Source organism: Pseudomonas sp. S3_B11 (assembly GCF_054667715.1).
In genome coordinates, this window is sequence record NZ_CP162749.1 from 2,713,898 (window position 1) to 2,734,536 (window position 20,639).

Consider the following 20,639-nt stretch of genomic DNA (forward strand, 5'->3'; position numbering starts at 1 on the left):
GCAAGCAAGCCCGCACACAGGGATAAGTTGCAAACTTGAACCCTGGATTGTCTAGAACAAACTCTGCACCTGCTCCAGTACCGCGCGGTTCATCTGGCCGGTGTGGGTGTGCAGGCTCACATAGCTTTGCAGCATGTCGAGCTTGGTATTAAGCAGGTCTCGGCGGGCCTGGAACAGCCGCTGCTGGGCGTCAAGAATATCCACCGTGGAACGCACGCCGCCCTGGAAGCCTTTTTCCGTCGAGGTCAGCGCACGCTGATTGGACTCCACCGCCCGCTGCATCGCCTTGCTCTTGGCAAACCCGGCCACGACGCCCAGGTAATCGGTCTCGATATCTTCGGCCAGTTGCTGGCGTTGCACGTCGTAGTCGGACTGGGCACCGGCCAGTTGCGCTTCGGCCTTGGCCACCGAGGCCCGTACCGCCCCGCCGCGATACAACGGAATATCCAATTGCACACCCACGTAGTAGGTGTCCTGGCGCGGGTCGAGTTCCTGGTATTGACGGGTTTCCCGGCGGGTCAACTGGGTGGTCAGCGACAAGGTTGGATAATGCCCGGCACGCTGGCTGTCGGCCTGGGCCTCGGCCACTTTCACCGCCGCCAGCCGAGCGGCCAGCTCGGGGCTGGCTTCACGGGCAATCGCCGTCCAGTAAGGCAAGTCCTGCTCAGGCGGGATCGGGCTACCGGCGGCCAATTCTTCGCGCATCGGCTGGATGTCATCGATGGGCACGCTGGCGCGCCCGGACAAGGCCCGCAACGCCGCCATGCGGCGGGCCTGGGCTTCAGCCTCTTGGGCTTGCACCAGATCGAGCCGCGCCTGGGCTTCGTCGATATCGGTGATCGCACCTTGGCCGCCTTCATAAAGCTTTTTACTTTGAACGACCAAGCCTTGGATCGCGCTCTTCTGCTGGACGATCAACTTGATCTCGTTCTCGGCCCGGGCGACGTCGAAATACCCCTTCGCCACCCGGTCATACAGGGTCTGGCCGGCCACATCGAACACCTGGGTGCCCAGTTGACCGCGCGCCTTGCCCTCCTGATAGGCCGCCCAGCGTGCCTTGTCGTAGAGCGGCTGTTGCGCCGCCAGGGTCACGTTGTTCGCCTGGTAATCATTGCTGTTGACGTAGGTGCTGTCGTCACCGCCATCGGTCCGCCCGCCGTAGCCGTAGCGCGAGGTCAGCGACACTTGCGGGTAAAGGCCGCCACGCCCGATGTCCTCTTCATGCCGCGAAGCTTCAAAAGCGTGGGCAGCCGACTGAACGGTCGGATCGTTGAGGCGCGAGGCATCATAAGCGGCGGTCAGGCTCAGGCCCCCCTCGGCGGCCCACACCGGATTGAGCGCCGCCCAACCCGCACACAGGCTCAGCAATACACGCAAACGGTAGCGGCAACGATCGACCATGCTCATTCCTCCTTGAAGGCTGCAAGCAAGCGTTCACGCAAAGGCTTCATCAGGTAATTCATCAAGGTGCGCTCGCCCGTCACCACCGTGACATCGGCGAGCATGCCCGGGCGCACCAGCAGGCCGGCGCTCTGCAACGCAACCACGGTGTCGGCGGGAATCTCGACCTTGGCGGAGAAGTACGGTTGATGTGTCTGCTCATTGATCAACTGGTCCGCCGACACCGTCGTCACCGTGCCGGTGACCGTCGGCGTATCCACCCGTTGCAGCGCCGTGAAATGCACATGCACCGGCAGGCCCGGACGCAGCTTGTTGGCCATCAGCGGCTCGAAACGCGCGGTGATCGCCATCGGTGCATCCAGCGGCACGACCTGCATCAGGGTCTGGCCGGCCTGCGCAACGCCGCCGACGGTATGAATGCTCACGTCCATGACCTGCCCGGCCACTGGCGCACGGATCGCACCGTTGTCGACTTCAAACTGCAAGGCGCGAATCTGGTCGGCATAACCGGCGGCCTCGGCCGAGACTTCGCTGAGCTGGGTTTCGGCATCACGGCGGAACTCCTGCTGCGCCTGCAAGGCCTTGAGCCGGCTTTCATTGATCGCCTGGCGAGTCCTGCCGACATCACCCACCCCAGAGGCGATCTGCCCCGCCAACTGGGCCGCGTTGCGCTCGGCCTCGAAGAGTTTGTTGCGCGGAACGTAGCCTTCCCGGGCCAAATCGCGCAGGCCTTCAAGCTCCTGCTGCTGGAAGCGCATCTGCGCATCGTAGTTGCGCTTGACGCCTTCGTAGCCAAGCAATTGCTGCTGCAAGGCCGCGGCTTCGTGCTCGATGATCTGCAAGCGGCTGCCCAGCTCCGCGCGGCGGGTGATGAACAACTGGCTCTGCAAGGCCATGGCCGCCTTGACTCGCGGTTCGTCGGCGTGGGCCAGCAGTTCCGCGGGCCATTGGATCTCGGCATTGCCCAGACGCTCGGCAATCAAGCGCGCCTCGATGCTGCGATCATTGAGCAGCTTGCCCAGGGTCACGTCCAGTTGCGATTGCGCCTGCACCGTATTGAGCTGCACGAGCAATTGCCCTTGGGTGACGCGGTCGCCATCGCTGACCAGCAGCTTTTCCACCACCCCGCCGACCAGCGACTGCACGGCCTTGCGCTCCCCTGCCACCACCACGGTGCCGCTGCCTACCACCCCTTGGTCGAGCGGCGCCAGGCAGGCCCAGAGCAGGAAACCGCCCAGCGTCAGGACCAGGAATCCCACGCCATAACGAGCCGCGCTTCCGGCGTCGGTACTGGCGCTGGGCAGCGTCGTGGTGCTGCGCACGCTCAACCCTTGCTCGCTGTACGCTTGTGCCCCTGGAGTCAGATCACGCATCGCCGCCCGCCTCCCTGACCGCGGCCGGCCTGGGCCCCGGCATCAATGCCTTGAGCACCCGGTCCCGTGGGCCGAACGCTTGTTGAGTACCGTCCTTGAGCACCAGGATGTGATCGACCACCGCCAGCACACTGGGGCGGTGAGTAATCAACACCACGGTGCTGCCGGCCGCCTTGAGCGCACTGATAGCCTGCACCAGCGCCAGCTCACCGGCGTCATCGAGATTGGAGTTGGGCTCATCGAGCACGATCAGCGATGGCCGTCCGTAGAGCGCGCGAGCCAGGCCCAGGCGTTGTTTTTGCCCACCGGACAAGCCAAGCCCACCAGGGCCCAACGGCGTGTCGTAGCCCTTGGGAAAGCGCAGGATCATTTCGTGGATGCCGGCATGACGCCCGGCGGCGATGATCTTGTCGGCGTCCTGCTCACCGAAGCGGGCGATGTTGTCGGCAACCGTGCCATCGAACAACTCGATGTCCTGTGGCAGGTATCCAAGGTACGGCCCCAAGGCGTCGTGGGACCATTGGCTGATCTCGGCATCGTCCAGGCGCACCGACCCGCCCATGGCCGGCCAGACCCCAACCAAGGCGCGCGCCAGTGTCGACTTACCACTGGCGCTGGGCCCGACCACGGCAAGCACATCGCCCTTGGCGAGGCTGAAATTGATCCCGCGCAGGATCGGCTGCGAAGCACCTGGCGGACCGACATACAGCTGTTCCAGGCGCACCGCGCCGGTGGGTGGCGGCAACGGCATGCGCAGACGCTCGCGCGGATGTTGGGCCAGCAATTGGCTCAGGCGCTGGTAGCTCTGGCGTCCGGCGTTGAATTGCTTCCACGAGCCGATGGCGATTTCCACGGGCGCCAGGGCTCGCCCCAGCAACAGCGACATCGCAATCATCATGCCCGCCGACAGTTGGCCTTCAAGCACCAGCAAAGCGCCCAGCCCCAACGCCAGGGACTGCCCGGAGATACGTACGAAACGGGTCGTCGAGGTGATACGCGCGCTGCGGTCGCTGGCATGGGCCTGGGCGGCAATGATCCGTTGCTGCAACAGGCTCCAGCGCTGACGCAGCGGCCCGAGCATGCCCAGGGCCTGGATGACTTCGGCATTGTGCAGTGTGCTGTTTACATAGATCGACGACTGCACCCCCAGCCGATTGGCCTCCCCCAGGCGCGCTCGCGTCGCCAGTTCTCCCCACAACGCCAGGCCGATCAGCACCAAGGCCAACACCAGTGTCAGCACGCCGAACCAGGGGTGAAAGATGAACGCCACCAGCAGGAAGATCGGCAGCCAGGGTGCATCGAGCAAGGCGATCAGGCCCTGCCCGGTAATCAACTGGCGCAGCGTCGCCAGGTCGGTGAGCACCTGCGCCGGGTTGGCGTTGTGCTCACGCAGGCTGCGGGCAAAAGCGGCGTCGAAAATCCGCTCGCCCAGGGCTTCGTCCAGCCCTGCGCTCATGCGAATCATCACCTCGCCACGGACCCACTCGATCAGGGCACTGAACATGAACAGTCCCAGGGCCATCAAGGTGAGCATGAACAAGGTGGTTTCGTTGCGGCTGGTCAGGACCCGGTCGTAGACCTGCATCATGTAGAGCGACGGCACCAGCACCAACAGATTGATCACGCCACTGAACAATGCCAGCGCCCAGAACACCCGGCGGTAGCTCAATAAGGCAGCATCAATGTCATGACGCGGATCGAGTAGAAACCCCATGGGAAATCGCCTGCAAGAGAAATGGTCGGTCCAGGACGCAATCCATCGCAAGGCTCTTTTTCCCGAGAGTGATCGAGAAAAAACTATCCAGCTGGCGCGCTGTTATCAGGGGCGATCCTCATCCCTACAGGCGCCAATTACTGACAACGCAGCCGCGGGTTAGTGCCGGTTTGCAGGGGTGTGCTTGCAAGTGGGTGACAGGCGGACGGGCCGCGCTTCGAGACGAAGCTTATTGCCTCTCGAATGGGCCAAAAAAGCGGTTTTGTTGACGCCAGTAACGTGGCGTCAACAGGATGAAAACAGCACGGCTAGCCGAGGGAAACGACCCGTTCAGGCTGGGGCGAATGCCGCGACGTCACCAGGCCGACAAAGGAAATGACCAGCGCCAGGCCCAGGGTGGTACTAACCTCGCTGCGGTGCTCGGGCGTGATCATCATGACCGCCAGCGCCGCCGAGATGAACACGATGACCAACCAGGTCAGCCAGGGGAACAGCCACATGCGAAAAGGCAGCTCGATATTCTGCCGTTGCAACATCCGGCGCATGCGCAGCTGCGAGATGGCGATCACCAGATACACCAGCAACGCGATGGCGCCGGAGCTGGCGAGCAGGAACTGGAACAGGCCGGCGGGCATGAAGTAACTGAACAAGGTGACGCCCGCGCCGAGCACGGTACTGGCAATCACCGCAGACCTTGGGACACCGGCCGAAGACGTGACCTTCAAGGCCTTTGGCGCATCGCCGCGACGCCCCAGGGAGTACAACATTCGCGAGGCGATATAGATCGAGGAGTTCATGCAACTGGCCACGGCGATCAGCACCACCACATCCACCAGGAATTTGGCGTGGGGAATGTTCATCAGCTCCAGCGCTCGCTGGTAGGAACCCACTGAAGCCAGGAGTGGATCGTTCCAAGGCACGACGGAAATGACCACGAAGATCGACAGCAGGTAAAACACACCGATGCGCCAGATCACCGAACGGGTGGCCTTGGCAATGTTCTGCGCAGGGTTGTCGGATTCGGCGGCTGCGATGGTCACCGCCTCCGTACCGATGAAACTGAACATGATGGTAATGAACGCGCCCACCACCGCCGACAGACCGTTGGGGGCGAACCCGCCATGCTCCTCCATCAAGCGACTCAGGCCGCTGGCTTCGCGCTCGGGAATCCACCCCATCAGCACCGCGAAACCCAGGGAGATGAAGCCGATGATCGCCACCACCTTGGCCATGGCGAACCAGAACTCGAACTCGCCGTATTTGGACACACTGAACAGATTCGTCACCGCCAGCAGCACGATCGACACCGAGGCGAACAACCAGGCATCGACGGCGGGAAACCACTGGTTCAACACATGGCCGGCGGCCAACGCTTCGATGGGAATCACCAACACCCAGAACCACCAGTAGAGCCAACCGATGGTGAAGCCTGCCCAGCGTCCGATGGCCTGGTCGGCATAGGTGGAGAAGGAGCCGGTGTCCGGATTGGAGACCGCCATCTCGCCCAGCATGCGCATGACCAGGACCACCAACAGCCCGGAAAACAGGTAGGCCAGCATGACGGCCGGGCCGGCGGCGGCAATGGCATGGCCCGATCCCACGAACAGACCCGCACCGATGATTCCGGCGATGGACAGCATGGTGACGTGACGAGGCTTGAAGCCCTGTGCCAAATGGCCGTTCGAATCCTTGAAGCTGGGGCTGGTCATTTTTTTATTCTCTTGTGATCGAACATTGAGACGCGCGCAGGGACAGTCGGTGCTTCTGGTATTCCCGCCCCTCCTGGAAGCGGTACCTCTTGGTCGGGTTGATCCACCCTGGGCGAACGTGCGCACTTGCGGTGAAAAGTCGCGCCACGTTACCTGCCTTCCCTCCCGAGTTAGTTACCTGAACGCGCCATCCCCGTGCCTGATTTCGCCAAGTGGGGCATGGCGTTTTGCCGCTTGCCAGGTGTCTGGATCGCGGTATTCAGCCAACGTGCTGAGGGTTGGCGTTGAAATAAGTCCTTTAAAAAATTTACTGGGTTAAGTATTTTGCGTGATGCACTGGGCGCTATTGCATGCCTGTCAGTTCCTGTGGGAGCGAGCAGGCTCGCTCCCACAGGTTGATCTCCAACTGGCTGGCATTACGCCGTTCGCCCTTTATTATTTCAACGACAAGGACCTCCCGTGAGCGGACTGCGTGAACGTCAAAAAGCCGAACGCCGCCAAGCCATCAGCAAGGCGGCGGTCGAACTGTTCGAGCGCCAGGGTTTCCAGAACACCACCATCGAACAGATCGCCAGCCAGGCCGGCGTATCGGCGCCTACCGTCTTCAAGTACTTCGGCAACAAGCAGGAGATCATCCTGGAGATCCTGCACGACGCCGACCAGCGCGCACTCACGGACACCCGCAGCCAGATCCCTGAAATCGAAGACCCGGTCGAAGCACTGTGTTATCTGGAGCGGCTGTTGACCGGTTACGCGCTGGAGGTCATGCATCCGAGCCTTTGGCGCGAGTTGCTGCCGCTGATTCTGTTTGGTGGCGACAACGGGCTGCCGGAGGGTTATCGCGCCATGAACGATGCGCTCAGGGCCGAAATCAGTGGGCTGATCAGGGAATTGCAACAGGCCGGAAAGCTGCGCGCCGACCTCGACGTCGACCTCGCCGCCTTCCTGTTGAACGACTATTCGCACTTGCAGCTGTTCCGGTTGGTCAACCAGGAACAGCCGGACATCGAGGCACACTCCACCCAGGTCCGGCGTATCACCGAATTGCTCTTCCTGGGCATGCGCGCCTGAGCGAACACCCCACCGATACGGACCCGGCGCCGCAACACCGGGTCACGCTGATCAGCGATGCGTCTTGATGCTGGTCCAGGTGCGAGTGCGGATCCGCTCCACCGCCGCCGGCACCGGCTCCAACGCGAACAGGGTCTTGCGCGCCTCGTCCGGCACATACATGGCGGGGTTGTTGCGGATATCGGCGTTGACCAGCGTCGTGGAGTCCTTGTTCGGGTTGGGGTAACCGATCTTGTTGCTGATCCGGGCAATGACATCGGGACGCAAGATGTAGTTGATGAACGCGTAGGCCTCTTGGGTATGAGGGGCGTTGGTGGGCACCATCATGACGTCCGACCACATCGGCGCGCCCTCCTTGGGCAGCGCCATTTCCACCTTGACCCCCTTCCCTGCGTCCTGGGCCAGTCGTTTGGCCAGGGCCACCCCACCGGACCAACCTACCCCTACGCAGATCTCGCCGTTGGCCAGGTCCATGCCATAGCGTGACGAATTGAAGTAGGTGATGTAGGGACGAACCTTGAGCATGGCCGCCTGCGCCTTTGCGTAGTCCTCACGTTTCTGGCTGTTGGGGTCGAGCCCTTCGTAGTGCAAGGCGATGGGCACGATCTCGTTGGCGGCGTCGAGCAATCCCACGCCGCAACTGGCCAGCTTGGCCATGTTCTCTTCCTTGAAAAGGATGTCCCAGGTGTTCATCTGCACATCGGCGCCCAGCACCTGGCGCACCTTGTCGACGTTGTAGCCGATCAGCGTCGTGCCCCACAGGTACGGCGCCGCATAGCGGTTACCCGGATCACCCACCGCCTCCAGGGACTTCATGAACTCGGGGTCCAGATGCTGCCAGTTCGGTAATTGGCTGCGGTCCAGGGGTTGGACGGCACCGGCGGCAATCAGGTGGCTGACGTTGGAACTGCTCGGGTAGACCACGTCATACCCGGAGTTGCCGGTCAGGAGTTTGGACTCCAAGGTCTCGACGCTGTCGAAGACGTCGTAGATGGGACGGATGCCGGTTTCCTCCTGGAAACTCTTGAGGATTTCAGGCGGCAGGTATTCGATCCAATTGTAGATTCGCACCGTCCGCTCTTCGGCCAGGCTTGCGCCACTGACCAGCATCGAAACGACAGCACTCAGCAAGGTATTACGCAAAGATGTACGCATGATCAAACACTCCAGCGCAGCCGCGAAGGCTCGCGGCACTTAATAGCGGTAGGTGAAGTAGAGTTCCAGCGCGCTGAATTTCCGGTCGTCGCCGAAGACTTGCTTGGCCGCTGCCATGGGCTTGACCCAGTTATAGGACAGCGAGGTAGACAGCGACTTCGAAGGCGCCCAATCCAGGAAGACTACACTCTCGTCGGCAAACCGTTTGTCGCTGACGGCGGTGCCCATGTAGTTTTTTTCGTCGAGCCAGAACTGGTAGTGGATCGCACCGAGCGTAAGGGTTTCGTTGAGGTGGGTCTTGAGTGAGAACTGCTGGACGTTTTCGTTGCTGTTGAACAGCAGGTAGTTGCCGACGACATCACCGATCAGCCAGGTGCTCCAGTCGACGAAGCCCTTGCTCAACGGATCCCAGGCTTTCTGTCGGTTGTCCGTGAGGTTGTCGTCGCCGGAAAAGCTCGCGTAGCGGTAGCCGATCACCGGGGTCAACGGCAGCGTGCTGAAGGTGTAATCCGCCTGGCCATACCAGGCCTTGGCGTCGTAATCCACGCCTTCGCCGCTGCCTCGCTCAAGGGCATATTCGGCATTGAGGGTCAGGTCCGCGATGCCCGGGAGCCTGGCGTTCAACGCCCTGACGTTGTACACCAGCATGCCATCGCGGCGACGCGGCAACGTGCTGCCCTTGGGGCCCATGGCCTTGACCTTCAACGCGGTGGCGCCCAGCGTCACCTGGTCGTCGAGGTTGTAGTCCAGGTTCACGCCGCTCATGCGAAAGTCACCCAGGTCGCTGTCGGTGCCCAGGCTGAAGCCCTGGACCTTCAACGCGCCATGATCCCAGGCGACCACCGCCGAATCCTTGAAGGCAGTGCGTGGGGCGAGCCAGTAGGCGCCGTCGTTCAACTGGTCGAGGTTGCCATCCATCACGATGAAACCGTTGCCGATCATGTAGTTCTGGCGACCGCCGGTGACCGTCCACTCCCCGGCCCGGAAACCGCCATAAAACTCTTCGGTCGACAGCTTGCCGTCGGAGCTACGGGTAAAGCCACCGGCATCACCATCACCGAAGGTGGTCGCGCCCACCAGGGAGCCGCCAGCCAACAGGCTGAAATCCGGCTGCACGGTGTACTCCAACTTGACGCCCGGCTTGACGTAGAACTCCTGCCAGTCGATTTTCGTGCCGCGATTCTTGCCGCTGCGCATGTCCACCACGCCGCCGCCAAAGTTGACGTTGCGGGTAGAAAGGACTGCGCCACCGGCACTGAAGTTGACCTCGCCCTTGAGGTTGCCCTCCTCGAAGGTGTAGCCCGCCCAGGCAACCTGGGCGGTCAAGGGTAACCCGAGCACGAGGAACGTTCGGGACAAACGCATCATGGAAACCATATGGAGCTCCTGTGTGATTATTGTTGTTACAGGGCAGTAAATGGCGGCGCAAAACCGCGCCAACACCTGGTGGGGCCAGGTGAGCGGAACGCAAAATTCTTGTGTTTATCGGATGAAGTCAGGGCGTCAGGTGCGCCGCGATGGCACGCAGCATGCGCACGCTGTCGCCGTCGAATGGGCTGACGGCCTCGCCCAGGGACGACTGCTTGACGATCACCACGCCGGACGGTTTGTCGATGAACAGGTATTGACCATGGATGCCACCGGCCATGAGCGCCTGGCTGTGGTCGTTGAAGACATACCATTGGCTGCGGTAGGACGCGCCTGGGGTCCAGCTCGAAAAGTCAGGGGATGCAGCGTAGATCGCGGGGTCGGCTCCGGCGGCGATACCGGCCAGCGCCTCGGCCGAGAGCAGTTGTGACCCACCCTGGCGGCCATCGTTGGCCAGCAGACGGCCGAAGCGCGCCATGTCACGCAAGGTCGCACTGAAACCGGCACCGGCGACGCTGCGGCCCCAGGGGTCCGCCAGGAAGTAGCCGTCACGTTCACAGCCCAACTGGCTCCAGATCTCTTGGAGCAACTGATGGCAGGCCTTGCCTGATGCCCGCTCCATGACCCAGGCCAACGCCTCGGTGGTGGCCGTCACGTAATGGAAAAAGCCGCCGTGACTGCCGCGTTTCCTCAGTGAGGGCAAGTACTGATACAGGGATTCGAAGGTCGCGTACTGCGCTGGCGCCGGCTGGAAACCGCAGGCGTAACCGTATTGGGAACTCTCTGAATCCGGGTCCTCATAGACCTCGCTGTAATCGACGGCCACCGCCATGTCGAACAACTGGCGCACGGTAGCATCGGCAAACGCGCTGCCCGCCAGTTCCGGTACGTAATGGGTGGCCGTCAACGTAGGGTCCAGCAGGCCTTCGCAGACCAGTTGCTCGCCCAAGGCACCGATCAGCGACTTGGTCACCGAAAACATGATGTGTCGGTCCTGGGGACGCTGGCCGTTGAAGTAGCGCTCAAACAGTACGGTGTCGCCCTGCAAGACCAGGAAAGCATCGGTCTGGCTGGCGACCAGGTGATCGATCACGCTGATGCTCAAGCCACACTCGCTGTCGAAGTGCAGCTCATCCAGCGCCTGGAGCGCCTGCCTGAACGCGCTGACCGGACCGCTGCCGGCCTGCACATCGATGGAAGGACGCAAGCGCGCCAGGTTGCGGAAACCCCATTGGTTGAACGGTGGGCTCATCCAGTTGTGCCAGGTGACGCGGCGCTGGGGTTCGGCGGGAAAGCCTTGCATGAGTGAAGGCGCCAGGCGTGCGTCAAATGGCGATTCGTGAGTCTCGACGTAAAGACTGGCCAGTGAAGGCACGGTGTTCAGATTCATCGGGTTGCCCCTGCAAAATGACTCTGCGTGAAAGCAGATGCAGAGAAATAATTACCCGATGTAATTTTTTAGTCAATAAAACTTTTTACCGTCAATTCAATTCATTCGATTAACGGCGACAACACCAATAGATCTGTGCTGAATTCTGGGACGAAAGCCTTAAGCAAATAACTAGAAGTTATTTGGTGTCTATTTTTTATATCATTTAGATTAAGCCTTAAGCCCAATGGCTTCGCGGTACTGCCTCAAGAACGTTGGCATTTACCCATTTTCAGTCACGGCAATCTCATTAACGGGCCACCGTCATGCAGCTTCTAACGCTTCCTCCCTCCCCCGGCCTGGCCACCTCGATTCGTGCCACGGCCCAGGTCTTCGAAGACCCCACCTCCCGCGCTTTACTGGCGCATCTGCAACAAGTCGCGCCCAGTGACGCCAGCGTGCTGATCATCGGCCAGACCGGGACCGGCAAGGAACTGGTGGCGCGCCACGTACACAACCTCAGCGCCCGTCGCCACAAACCGTTTGTTGCGGTCAACTGCGGGGCGTTTTCCGAAACCCTGGTGGAGGCCGAGCTGTTCGGCCATGAAAAAGGCGCGTTCACCGGCGCACTGACGGCCAAGGCCGGCTGGTTCGAGGAAGCTGACGGCGGGACGTTGTTCCTGGATGAAATCGGTGATTTGCCGTTGCCGATCCAGGTCAAGTTGCTCCGGGTGCTACAGGAGCGCGAGGTGGTCCGGCTGGGTTCGCGCAAGAGCATCAAAATCAATGTGCGCGTGTTGGCGGCCACCAACGTACAGTTGGAAAAAGCCATCAATGCCGGGCACTTTCGCGAAGATCTCTATTACCGTCTGAACGTGGTCAGCCTGGTGCTCAAACCGCTGCGCGAACGCCCCGGTGACATCCTGCCGCTGATCCGCCACTTCATTGCCGAGTACAGCCGCAGGCTCGGTCACGGCGAGGTGACGCTGGATGCCCAGGCGCAGCGCAAATTGCTCGACTATTCCTGGCCGGGGAACATTCGCGAGCTGGAAAATGTCATCCACCACACCCTGTTGATTTGCCGCAACAACGTGATCGGCGTGCAGGACCTGCACCTGTCTAACTTGCGTATCGAACGCCAGGACAACCCGCCGCAGGCGCCCCCTCAAAGCGCAGAGGCGCTTTTACAAAAAGCCTTCGAGAAACTGCTCGAGCAAGAGCATGGCGACTTGTATGAAAAGGTCGAGGCCGAGTTGTTGCGCGCCGCCTACCGCTACGCCAATTGCAATCAGGTCCACACCGCCAGCCTGCTGGGCCTGAGCCGCAATGTCACCCGCACGTTGCTGATCAGGATCGGCGAACTGGTGGTCAACCGACGCCGCCCGGCACTGGACACCCAGGATGGCCGGGTGGTCAACCTGTCGACCTGAGTCCAAGGCTCCTGCAGGGCCCTGGGATCTTTGATCGTTCCCACGCTGGAGCGTGGGAATGATCATGCTTCCTGGCCTCTCCTCCGCGTTCCCAGGTAGAAATCCTGCAGATCACCGCGAGCCGCCAGTTGTTCGGCGCTGCCTTCACTGACCACGCGACCGCTTTCCAACACGTAACCATAGTGGGCGTAGCCCAGGGCGATGTTTATATTCTGTTCGGCAATCAGGAAACTGACGCCATCGCGCTGATTGAGTTGGCGCACGATCTCGAAGATTTCCTCGACGATTTGCGGCGCCAGGCCCATCGACGGTTCGTCAAGCAAGACCAGTTGCGGCTTGGCCATCAGCGCACGGCCTATCGCGATCATCTGTTGCTCACCGCCCGAGGTGTAGCCGGCCAGGCTTTTGCGCCGCAGTTTCAGCCGCGGAAAATGGCCATAGACCAACTCCAGGTCAGCCAGCAACTGGCGCCGCGGCACCTGGCGCGCCAGGGCGCCGGCCAGAAGATTTTCCTCCACGGTCAACTGGGCGAAACAATGCCGACCTTCGAGTACTTGCACCAAACCGTTCGCAGCCAAGGTGTGAGGCGCGCAGTGGGTCACCTCCCGTCCCTGGTAGACGATCCGCCCCCGCACCACTTCGCCCCGTTCTGCGCGCACCAGGTTGGAGGCCGCTTTCAACGTGGTGCTTTTACCCGCGCCGTTGGCGCCCAGCAGCACCACGACCTGCCCTTTTGCGACCTCCAGCGACACGCTGCGCACGGCCAGGATGGTCTGTTCGTAGAGGACTTCAATATCGTCGACCTGCAGGATCGGCACGTTCGTCGTCATGCTAGTTTCGCCTTTTCAGGCAGCGGCCGGACGCATGCGTCCGGCCGCCGCGATGCCTCAGGATTCCTTGCTGCAATCACGCGGGGTAATGCCTTTTTCCCGGGCGTACTGATGCGAAGATGCTTCGATGATCGGCCGTAGCAGGGCGCGGTCGGCCTGTACCCAGTCACTGATCAGCTTCCACTGCGTACCGTCCCATTGCTGGAAGCGCACCGCACCACCGCCTTCATGGTCCGAGCACGACAACTGCAACGGCTGCACCAGGCCCAACGCCCCCAGTTCCTTGAGCCGGGCGTCGTCGAGCTTGAGGTTCTCGAAGCCCCAGCGCACTTGCTCGCCGGTCAGGGGTTGCTTGCCGAATTTCTGCTGGGCAATGCGCAGCGCCTCTACGTTGAGAATGCCGTTGACCACGCCGAGGTTGTAATACACCGTGCCGAAACGCTTGGGATCGGCCAGGTCGCCATGGCCGGCGTCGACCACTTGTTTCTTGATGCCCTGCAACACCGGGAAATCGGTGCCCGAAGGGTGCGTGGTGATAGCGATGAAGCCCTTGGCCGCAGCACCGGCCGGCGCGGCGTCATCCTCGGAATTGCTCCAGATGTTGCCGATGATGTGGTCGGCCGGGAAACCGACTTTCTGCGCGGTTTTCAATGCCACCGGGTTCATCACGCCCCATCCGCGCAGGATCACCCAGTCGGGTTTTTCCCGACGGATATTCAGCCATTGCGATTGTTGTTCGTTGCCCGGGTGCGGCACCTCCAGCAAGGTCAGCGCAAAACCGTACTTGTCGGCCAGGGTCTGCAGCACCTCGTTGGTTTCCTTGCCATAGGGCGAGCCGTGATACAGGGTGACGATCTTCAGGCCCTTGAGTTTGTCCAGCCCCCCGGCCCTTTGGCCGATGTAGTTGATGATCGCCGACACTTCGGAATACGGGTTCAACTGCAACGGGAAGACGTAGGGAAACACGCTGCCATCGGTGGAGTCCGTGCGACCGTGGTTGATGGTGATCAGCGGCAGTTTGTCGGCCGTCGAACGCTCCAGCGTGGCGTAGGCGATGCCCACCGACAGCGGGTTGGTGGCCGCCGCCGGCGCGCCATTCAAACCTTTCTTCAGGCGCTCGTAGCACTCGACGCCCTTTTCGACCACGTATTCGGTCTCGCACTCGCTCCAGGTCAACTTGACGCCGTTCACGCCGCCGTTGGCGTTGACGTACTTGAGGTAGTCGATGAAGCCGCCGAAAAAACCGGTGCCGCCGGCCGCATAAGGGCCGACGCGATAGCTTTGCAGCGGGAAATATTGTTCGTTGTCCGCCTGGACGGTGAAGGCCGCGGCGGTGAGGCTCAGGGACAGTGCCAGGCTGCTGGCGAGTGATCGTTTGAACATCGGATTTTCCTTGTTATGAAGCCATAGGTAAGCCAACAAAATGCAACTGCAAACCCGCGCCGTGCGCATCGCTCAGTAGCGCAATGGCCACAGCCGTGTGCGCTGGCGAAATCTCTGCCAGAGGCGCGCAAGGCCCTCTGGCTCCTTGATCAGGAACAGAATGATCAGGGCGCCGAATATCATCTTCTGCAGGTTCTCCACCTGGCCGGCGTCAACCAGCCCGCCGGGCAGCAGCGACACCAGGTTCGAGAGCAACACCGGAAACAGCACGATGAAGGCCGCGCCGAGGAAGTTGCCCTGCAGGCTGCCGAGGCCGCCGATAATGATGATGAACAGGATCTGGAACGACCGATTGAGGTCGAAACCGTGGGGCTCCACCGTGCCCAGGTAAGCGAAGGCCCAGAGCGCGCCGGCCACCCCGAGGAAAAAACCGCTGATGGCGAACGCCAGCAACTTGGTTTTTGCCAACGCAATGCCGATGACCGCGGCGGCGGTGTCCATGTCGCGCACCGCCATCCAGTTGCGCCCCAACTCGCTGCGCACCAGGTTCTTGCCCAGCCAGAACAGCGCCACCACCACGCTCAGGGTCAGCAGATAGCGGCCGGCCGGCGCGTCGAGGTTCACCCCCAATACCTCCAGGCGCGGCGCGCTGATCACGCCCGAGGCGCTGTTATTGGAAAACCAACTGAACCGGGTCAGCGCCCAGGTCACGAAGAACTGCGCCGCCAGGGTCGAGACCAGCAGATAGAAGCCCTTGATGCGCAAACTCGGCAGGCCGAACAGCACCGCCACCAACGCCGCCGCCAATCCGCCCAAGGCGATACTGACCAGCAACGGCAAACCGACGACCCGTACTTCGAGGTTGTAAGTGGCAAAGGCGCCCACCGCCATGAACGCCGCTGAACCAAGGGACAGTTGCCCGGCATAGCCGGTGAGCAAATTGAGCCCCAACCCGGCCAGGGACAGCACCAGGAACGGTATCAGGATCGCGCTGAACCAATAGTCATTGCCCAACCAGGGCACCACGACAAAGGCAAACAGCAGCAACGCGACGAGTCCGTGACGGTCCTGGCGCAGCGCGAAGACCCGGCGGTCCTGGGCATAGCGGGTGTTGAACTGGCCTGCTTCTCGATAAAACATCATGCGTTCCCCTAAACCCGTTCAATGGCCCGTTCGCCAAACAACCCCGCCGGACGCACCAGCAGAAACAGCAGCGCCAGCACGTAGGGAAACCAGTTCTCGATGCCGCTGCCGATGAAGGGCCCGAGGTAAACCTCCGCCAGCTTCTCCGAGGCGCCGATGATCAAGCCGCCGACAATCGCGCCGCTGATGGAGGTGAAGCCGCCGATGATCAGCACCGGCAAGGCCTTGAGTACCACCAGCGAGAGCGAGAACTGCACACCGAGGCGAGCGCCCCAGAGCAGCCCGGCGACCAACCCGACAAACCCCGCCACCGCCCACACCACCACCCACACTCGCTGCAAGCGGATGCCCACGGCCAGTGCCGCCAGCGGGTCATCGGCCACCGCCCGCAACGACAATCCGAGCCTGGTCTTGTTGAACAGCCAGGACAGCAGCAGCACCAGGAGCGCTGCCGTCAACGCGGCAAAAATGTCGAACTGCGACAACAACATCCCGCCCAGCTCCAGCGGTTCGTCACTGATGCCCAGCTCCAGGCCATGCACCTGGGCGCCCCACAGCGCCTGGGCGAAGCCTTCGATGACGTAGGACAGGCCAAGGGTGGCCATGAACAACGTGATCGGCGAACGGTTGACCAAAGGGCGCAGTACCACACGCTCCACGGCCACGGCGATCAGCAGCATCGCCGCCAGGCTGATGAGGAACGCCAGCCAGAACGGCACACCGCGTTCCAGCAGGCTGACGAAGGTCAGCGCCGAGAACAGGACCATCGCGCCCTGGGCGAAATTGAATACCCCGGAGGCCTTGTAGATCAGCACAAAACCGATGGCCACCAAGGCGTACATCACCCCCGCCAACAACCCGCCAATCAATACTTCAAAGAAAAATTCCATCGCTGTTCCTGTTCTGCGGGCGCAACTTGCCTGCCCTCCCTGGTGGGAAGGCGTCGAATATCCAGTGTCAGTGGCGAGTGCCCAGGTAGGCCGAAATGACCTCGGGGTTCTGCCGTACGTCTTCAGGCGAGCCATCGCCGATCTTGCGACCGTAATCGAGCACCACCACGTGATCACTGATGTCCATGACCACGCCGATATCGTGCTCGATCAACACCACGGTGGTGCCCAGCTCACGATTGATGTCGACGATGAAGCGACTCATCTGCTGCTTCTCGTCGGCGTTCATCCCGGCCATGGGTTCGTCCAGCAGCAATAGCCGAGGCTCCGCCGCCAGCGCCCGGGCCAGCTCCACCCGCTTCTGCAAGCCATAGGGCAACGTGCCCACCAGGGTGTCGCGCCAGGGCTGCAAATGCAGGAACGCGATAACGCGCTCGGCCGATTCGCGCTGGCGGTCATCCTCGGCCCGGGCGCGACCGATGCGCAGCGCCTGCTCGATCCAAGTGCTGCGCCGCTTGAGGTTGCGTCCGGTGAGCACGTTGTCGAGCACGCTCATGCCCTTGAACAGCGCGATGTTCTGGAACGTGCGGGCGATGCCGCGTACCGCCACGTCGTGGGGGCGCATCCGGCGCCGCTCCTGTCGATCAAAACGGATACGCCCCTCCTGGGCCTGATACACGCCGCTGATGACATTCAGCAGCGAACTCTTGCCGGCGCCGTTGGGGCCGATCAAGGCGCAGATCTCTCCGGTGGCGACGCGAAAGCTGATGTCCGTGACCGCTTTGACGCCTTTGAATGACAGTGAAATATGGTCCAGCTCCAGCAAATGCGTGGCGGCCGTCTGGGTCATGAGGCGTCTCCTCTCAGGCCAGTTGCGACTGGAGCCCGCTCCAGTCATCGGTGGTTTGCTGCACAAGATGCGTCGACGCTTCCCAGTGGGCCGCATCGCTCCACTGGCGAACCCGGATACCCAATGCCTGGAAAAACGCCTGGGTTTCGGGCGGTAACGCATCGCCCACCAGCAGCGGTGCGCGGGTCCGGGAAAACCCCAGCACATCGCGCAAAGGCCGGCGCACCAGCCAATCCCCCAGATGCCGTTGCAGGACGTCGGGATGGGCCGCCAACGCCCAGTCCACCAGCCCACGCGACCAACTGCCCGGCGCCGGCAAACGCTCCAGCGCATAACGGTACAAACGCTCATAAGTTTCCCGCGTCCCGGCCACCAGCGTCGGGCCCAGCTCGCGGCGGTCGCGATCACGGGTCGCCAGATTCTCCGGAAAATTCAGGCGAAAACCGGCTATCAACCAGGGCGCCAGCAGATAGCGGGCTTGTCCGCCCGAGGCGAACGCCCGCGCGGCCAATGCCTCTTCCTGCCGTCCCAGACCTTCGCGCGTCACCAACCGCTGGCCCTCCTGCAGCAGCTCGGCGTGGCTGACGCGTTGCTCTTCAATCGCCTGCCCAGCCCCGCGATAAAACACAAAGGCCGTTTGCAGCACTCGCCCTTGCGGTGCCCGTTCATTGATTGGCTGCTCGGCAACCAGCGCGGCGTAATCCAGCGCTTGAACAAATGGCGTCGAATCCGCCAGGCCACGCTTGTCGAGATAAACCAGCACACGCGCAGCCACCTGCGCCGCACGCAGACGCAGCATCTCTTCCAACCCTTCCACCAGGACGAAATCCGGCTGCAGCGTGCCGAGCAGTTGCACCTGTTCGGCCGCCACCTCCAGTGGATCGAACAGACTCGCCACGCCCCCCAGCGACTGCGCGGCCAAGGCTGCAAGCAGCGCCTGTGGTCTGGGTCGGCTGATGATCGTCAGGGTCGCGCCCGCTGAAAAACCGCGGGCTTGCAGGGCACTCGCCAAACGGCGCACCTCATCGGCCACTTGCGCCCAGCTCCGCTCCTGCCAGACACCCAGGTGCTTATGGCGCAACGCGACATCCGCGCCATGCCAATGCGCCTGTTGCCGCAACCACTGGGGCAAGCTGGCCGGTGCCGTGTCGAGAGTGTCGGTGAACGTGCCCATACTGCCTCCCGCGCCTAAGCGACTGCCGCCGTTTTGGCTGCCACTTTGCGTTGCTCCAGCTCACGCACCAGCGGCAGCACCTTGCGGCCGAAATACTCGACCTCTTCCTGGAAGTGCAGAAAGCCGGCTAGCACCAGATCCACACCCACGGCCTTGAGCGCGACGATGCGTTCGGCGATCTGCTGCGGTGTGCCGATCAGGTTGGTCTTGAAGCCATCGTTGTACTGCACCAGGTCCTCGAAGCTGGACTTGGCCCAGTTGCCCTCGCCTTCCGGGCTTGATTTGCCGGCCTGTTTCGCCGCATCGCCGAAGGCATTGACGGCCTCGGGGTCGGCCTGGTCGATGATCTGGGCAAGGACCGCCCGCGCCTCTTCTTCGGTGTCTCGAGCAATGACAAAGGCGTTTACACCGACCTTGACCTTGTGATTATTGGCTGCGGCTTTTGCCTGGAGGTCATCGATCTGCGCCTTGACGCCTTCCACGGTATTGCCATTGGTGAAGTACCAGTCCGATACCCGGGCGGCCATGTCCCGTGCCGCCCGCGAGCTGCCGCCCTGGAAAATCTCCGGGTGCTGCTGCAGTGGTTTTGGCTTGAGGGTGTAGTCGTGGAAGCGGTAGAAGTCACCGCGCAAGGTGAAGTTGTCGGTGGTCCAGATGCCCTTCAGCGCGGTGATAAATTCTTCGGAACGGCGATAGCGCTCATCGTGCTCCAACCATGGCTCGCCAATGGCGGTGAACTCGCCCTTGAACCAGCCCGACACGATGTTGACCGCCACCCGGCCGCCTGTCAGGTGATCGATGGTTGCGACCTGCTTGGCCAACACCGACGGCGTCCACGGCCCCGGCAGAACCGCTGCAATGACTTTCAGGCGCGTGGTGGCGGCCAGCAAGGCATGACTGAACGCCACGGACTCATGCTGGTATTCGGCGCCGTAACCGGCGGTAAAGCGCACTTGGGACAGGGCGTAGTCGAAGCCGGCCGCTTCAGCGATCTGGGCCAGCTTGCGGTTGTAGTCGATGCCCCAGTCGGTGCGTTGCTCGATTTTGCTGACCACCAGCCCGCCACTGACGTTGGGCACCCAGTAGGCAAATTTGATCGTGTCCTGGCTCATTGCATGTACTCCACGGCTCGTTTTGAAAGGAAGAAATTGATCAAGCGGCACTGGCGTCGCGTCGAACGCTCGGTACCAGGCTCAGCAACGCCGACTCGACGGCGCGTTCGATACGCTCCAATACCTGTGCGCTGGAGATCCGGTATTGGGTGAAATCGGTTTCGCTGGCATAGACCCCCACCGGCAGGCTCAGGGCCTGGAAGAAGCCGAACAGGGGTCGCAGTTGGTGATCGATGATCAAGGCATGGCGATCCGAGCCCCCCGTCGCGGCCAGCAGTACCGGTACATTCTTGAGGGCTTCGTGATGAACGAAATCGAACAGATGCTTGAACAGACCGGTATACGAGGCCCGATACACCGGGCTGGCGGCGATCAACAGATCAGCCGACTCAATGGCCAGCAGGTCATCCTGCACGGCAGCCGGCAACGCCTCGCGACGCAAGACCCCGGCGAACTGTGGACCGACCTTGGCCAGTTCGATCAAACGCAGCTCGATCGGCAGTTGCTGCCCGAGCCTGTCCACCAATGCCTGGAGCAGGACCAGCGTGCGTGACGGGTGCTGCACGCTGCCTGACACCGCCACCACTTTGAATTGCTTGCTCATCGCTTACCCCATGCCTGGAGACGCCACCTCAGCGTCTGCACAAGGTGTAGAGCAGCAACCGTG

At 62.0% G+C, this 20,639-nt stretch carries 17 protein-coding genes; 2 read left to right on the plus strand and 15 right to left on the minus strand.

The window, feature by feature from the left end; all coding sequences use genetic code 11:
- Nucleotides 1-51 precede the first annotated feature (51 nt).
- The 4 genes from AB4O22_RS12375 to gabP form a co-directional block, all read right to left on the minus strand.
- Nucleotides 52-1,401 carry a TolC family outer membrane protein gene (locus tag AB4O22_RS12375; protein ID WP_043042843.1) on the minus strand — a complete coding sequence of 450 codons (1,350 nt, stop codon included), beginning with the start codon at nt 1,399-1,401 and terminating at the stop codon, nt 52-54.
- A 2-nt stretch (nt 1,402-1,403) separates the two neighbouring features.
- Nucleotides 1,404-2,774 (minus strand): HlyD family type I secretion periplasmic adaptor subunit, encoded by a 1,371-nt coding sequence (locus AB4O22_RS12380; RefSeq protein ID WP_003201394.1) that lies wholly within the window; start codon nt 2,772-2,774, stop codon nt 1,404-1,406.
- On the minus strand, nt 2,767-4,488 hold the full coding sequence (locus AB4O22_RS12385; RefSeq protein WP_003201392.1) for a type I secretion system permease/ATPase: 1,722 nt from the start codon (nt 4,486-4,488) through the stop codon (nt 2,767-2,769). The genes AB4O22_RS12380 and AB4O22_RS12385 overlap by 8 nt, the downstream gene beginning before the upstream one ends.
- A gap of 308 nt (nt 4,489-4,796) precedes the next feature.
- Entirely contained in the window at nt 4,797-6,197 is a 1,401-nt protein-coding gene (gene gabP / locus AB4O22_RS12390; RefSeq protein WP_003201391.1) for a GABA permease, read from the minus strand.
- A gap of 459 nt (nt 6,198-6,656) precedes the next feature.
- On the opposite strand from gabP, the gene AB4O22_RS12395 reads away from it, so the two are divergent.
- Nucleotides 6,657-7,268: a TetR/AcrR family transcriptional regulator gene (locus AB4O22_RS12395; protein WP_223471944.1), complete on the plus strand. Its 612-nt coding sequence runs from the start codon at nt 6,657-6,659 to the stop codon at nt 7,266-7,268.
- A 51-nt stretch (nt 7,269-7,319) separates the two neighbouring features.
- On the opposite strand, the gene AB4O22_RS12400 is transcribed toward AB4O22_RS12395, so the two are convergent.
- The 3 genes from AB4O22_RS12400 to AB4O22_RS12410 form a co-directional block, all read right to left on the minus strand.
- The gene (locus tag AB4O22_RS12400; protein ID WP_460096400.1) at nt 7,320-8,423 is read right to left on the minus strand and encodes a polyamine ABC transporter substrate-binding protein; all 1,104 of its coding nucleotides are present in this window, start codon (nt 8,421-8,423) and stop codon (nt 7,320-7,322) included.
- A 39-nt stretch (nt 8,424-8,462) separates the two neighbouring features.
- Complete coding sequence (locus tag AB4O22_RS12405) at nt 8,463-9,800, minus strand: alginate export family protein (protein WP_223471946.1); 1,338 nt, start codon at nt 9,798-9,800, stop codon at nt 8,463-8,465.
- A gap of 118 nt (nt 9,801-9,918) precedes the next feature.
- A complete protein-coding gene (locus AB4O22_RS12410; RefSeq protein ID WP_223471947.1) occupies nt 9,919-11,181 on the minus strand; it encodes a serine hydrolase domain-containing protein in 1,263 nt (420 codons plus the stop codon).
- 305 nt (nt 11,182-11,486) lie between these two features.
- On the opposite strand from AB4O22_RS12410, the gene AB4O22_RS12415 reads away from it, so the two are divergent.
- The gene (locus AB4O22_RS12415) at nt 11,487-12,590 is read left to right on the plus strand and encodes a sigma-54 interaction domain-containing protein (protein ID WP_003201370.1); all 1,104 of its coding nucleotides are present in this window, start codon (nt 11,487-11,489) and stop codon (nt 12,588-12,590) included.
- A 62-nt stretch (nt 12,591-12,652) separates the two neighbouring features.
- On the opposite strand, the gene AB4O22_RS12420 is transcribed toward AB4O22_RS12415, so the two are convergent.
- The 8 genes from AB4O22_RS12420 to msuE all read right to left on the minus strand — a co-directional run bounded on the left by AB4O22_RS12420 (nt 12,653) and on the right by msuE (nt 20,576).
- Nucleotides 12,653-13,420 carry an ABC transporter ATP-binding protein gene (locus tag AB4O22_RS12420; RefSeq protein WP_027911749.1) on the minus strand — a complete coding sequence of 256 codons (768 nt, stop codon included), beginning with the start codon at nt 13,418-13,420 and terminating at the stop codon, nt 12,653-12,655.
- Nucleotides 13,421-13,477: 57 nt separating this feature from the next.
- Entirely contained in the window at nt 13,478-14,803 is a 1,326-nt protein-coding gene (locus tag AB4O22_RS12425; RefSeq protein WP_003201366.1) for an ABC transporter substrate-binding protein, read from the minus strand.
- Nucleotides 14,804-14,875: 72 nt separating this feature from the next.
- A complete protein-coding gene (locus AB4O22_RS12430; RefSeq protein WP_460097817.1) occupies nt 14,876-15,943 on the minus strand; it encodes a branched-chain amino acid ABC transporter permease in 1,068 nt (355 codons plus the stop codon).
- 11 nt (nt 15,944-15,954) lie between these two features.
- The gene (locus AB4O22_RS12435; RefSeq protein ID WP_003201363.1) at nt 15,955-16,836 is read right to left on the minus strand and encodes a branched-chain amino acid ABC transporter permease; all 882 of its coding nucleotides are present in this window, start codon (nt 16,834-16,836) and stop codon (nt 15,955-15,957) included.
- A 67-nt stretch (nt 16,837-16,903) separates the two neighbouring features.
- On the minus strand, nt 16,904-17,686 hold the full coding sequence (locus tag AB4O22_RS12440) for an ABC transporter ATP-binding protein (RefSeq protein ID WP_003201361.1): 783 nt from the start codon (nt 17,684-17,686) through the stop codon (nt 16,904-16,906).
- Nucleotides 17,687-17,699: 13 nt separating this feature from the next.
- Complete coding sequence (locus AB4O22_RS12445; protein ID WP_431093296.1) at nt 17,700-18,860, minus strand: AMP-binding protein; 1,161 nt, start codon at nt 18,858-18,860, stop codon at nt 17,700-17,702.
- A gap of 14 nt (nt 18,861-18,874) precedes the next feature.
- A complete protein-coding gene (sfnG, locus tag AB4O22_RS12450; RefSeq protein ID WP_003201358.1) occupies nt 18,875-19,972 on the minus strand; it encodes a dimethylsulfone monooxygenase SfnG in 1,098 nt (365 codons plus the stop codon).
- Between the two features lie 40 nt (nt 19,973-20,012).
- The gene (msuE, locus tag AB4O22_RS12455; RefSeq protein WP_013693227.1) at nt 20,013-20,576 is read right to left on the minus strand and encodes an FMN reductase; all 564 of its coding nucleotides are present in this window, start codon (nt 20,574-20,576) and stop codon (nt 20,013-20,015) included.
- Nucleotides 20,577-20,639: the final 63 nt, after the last annotated feature.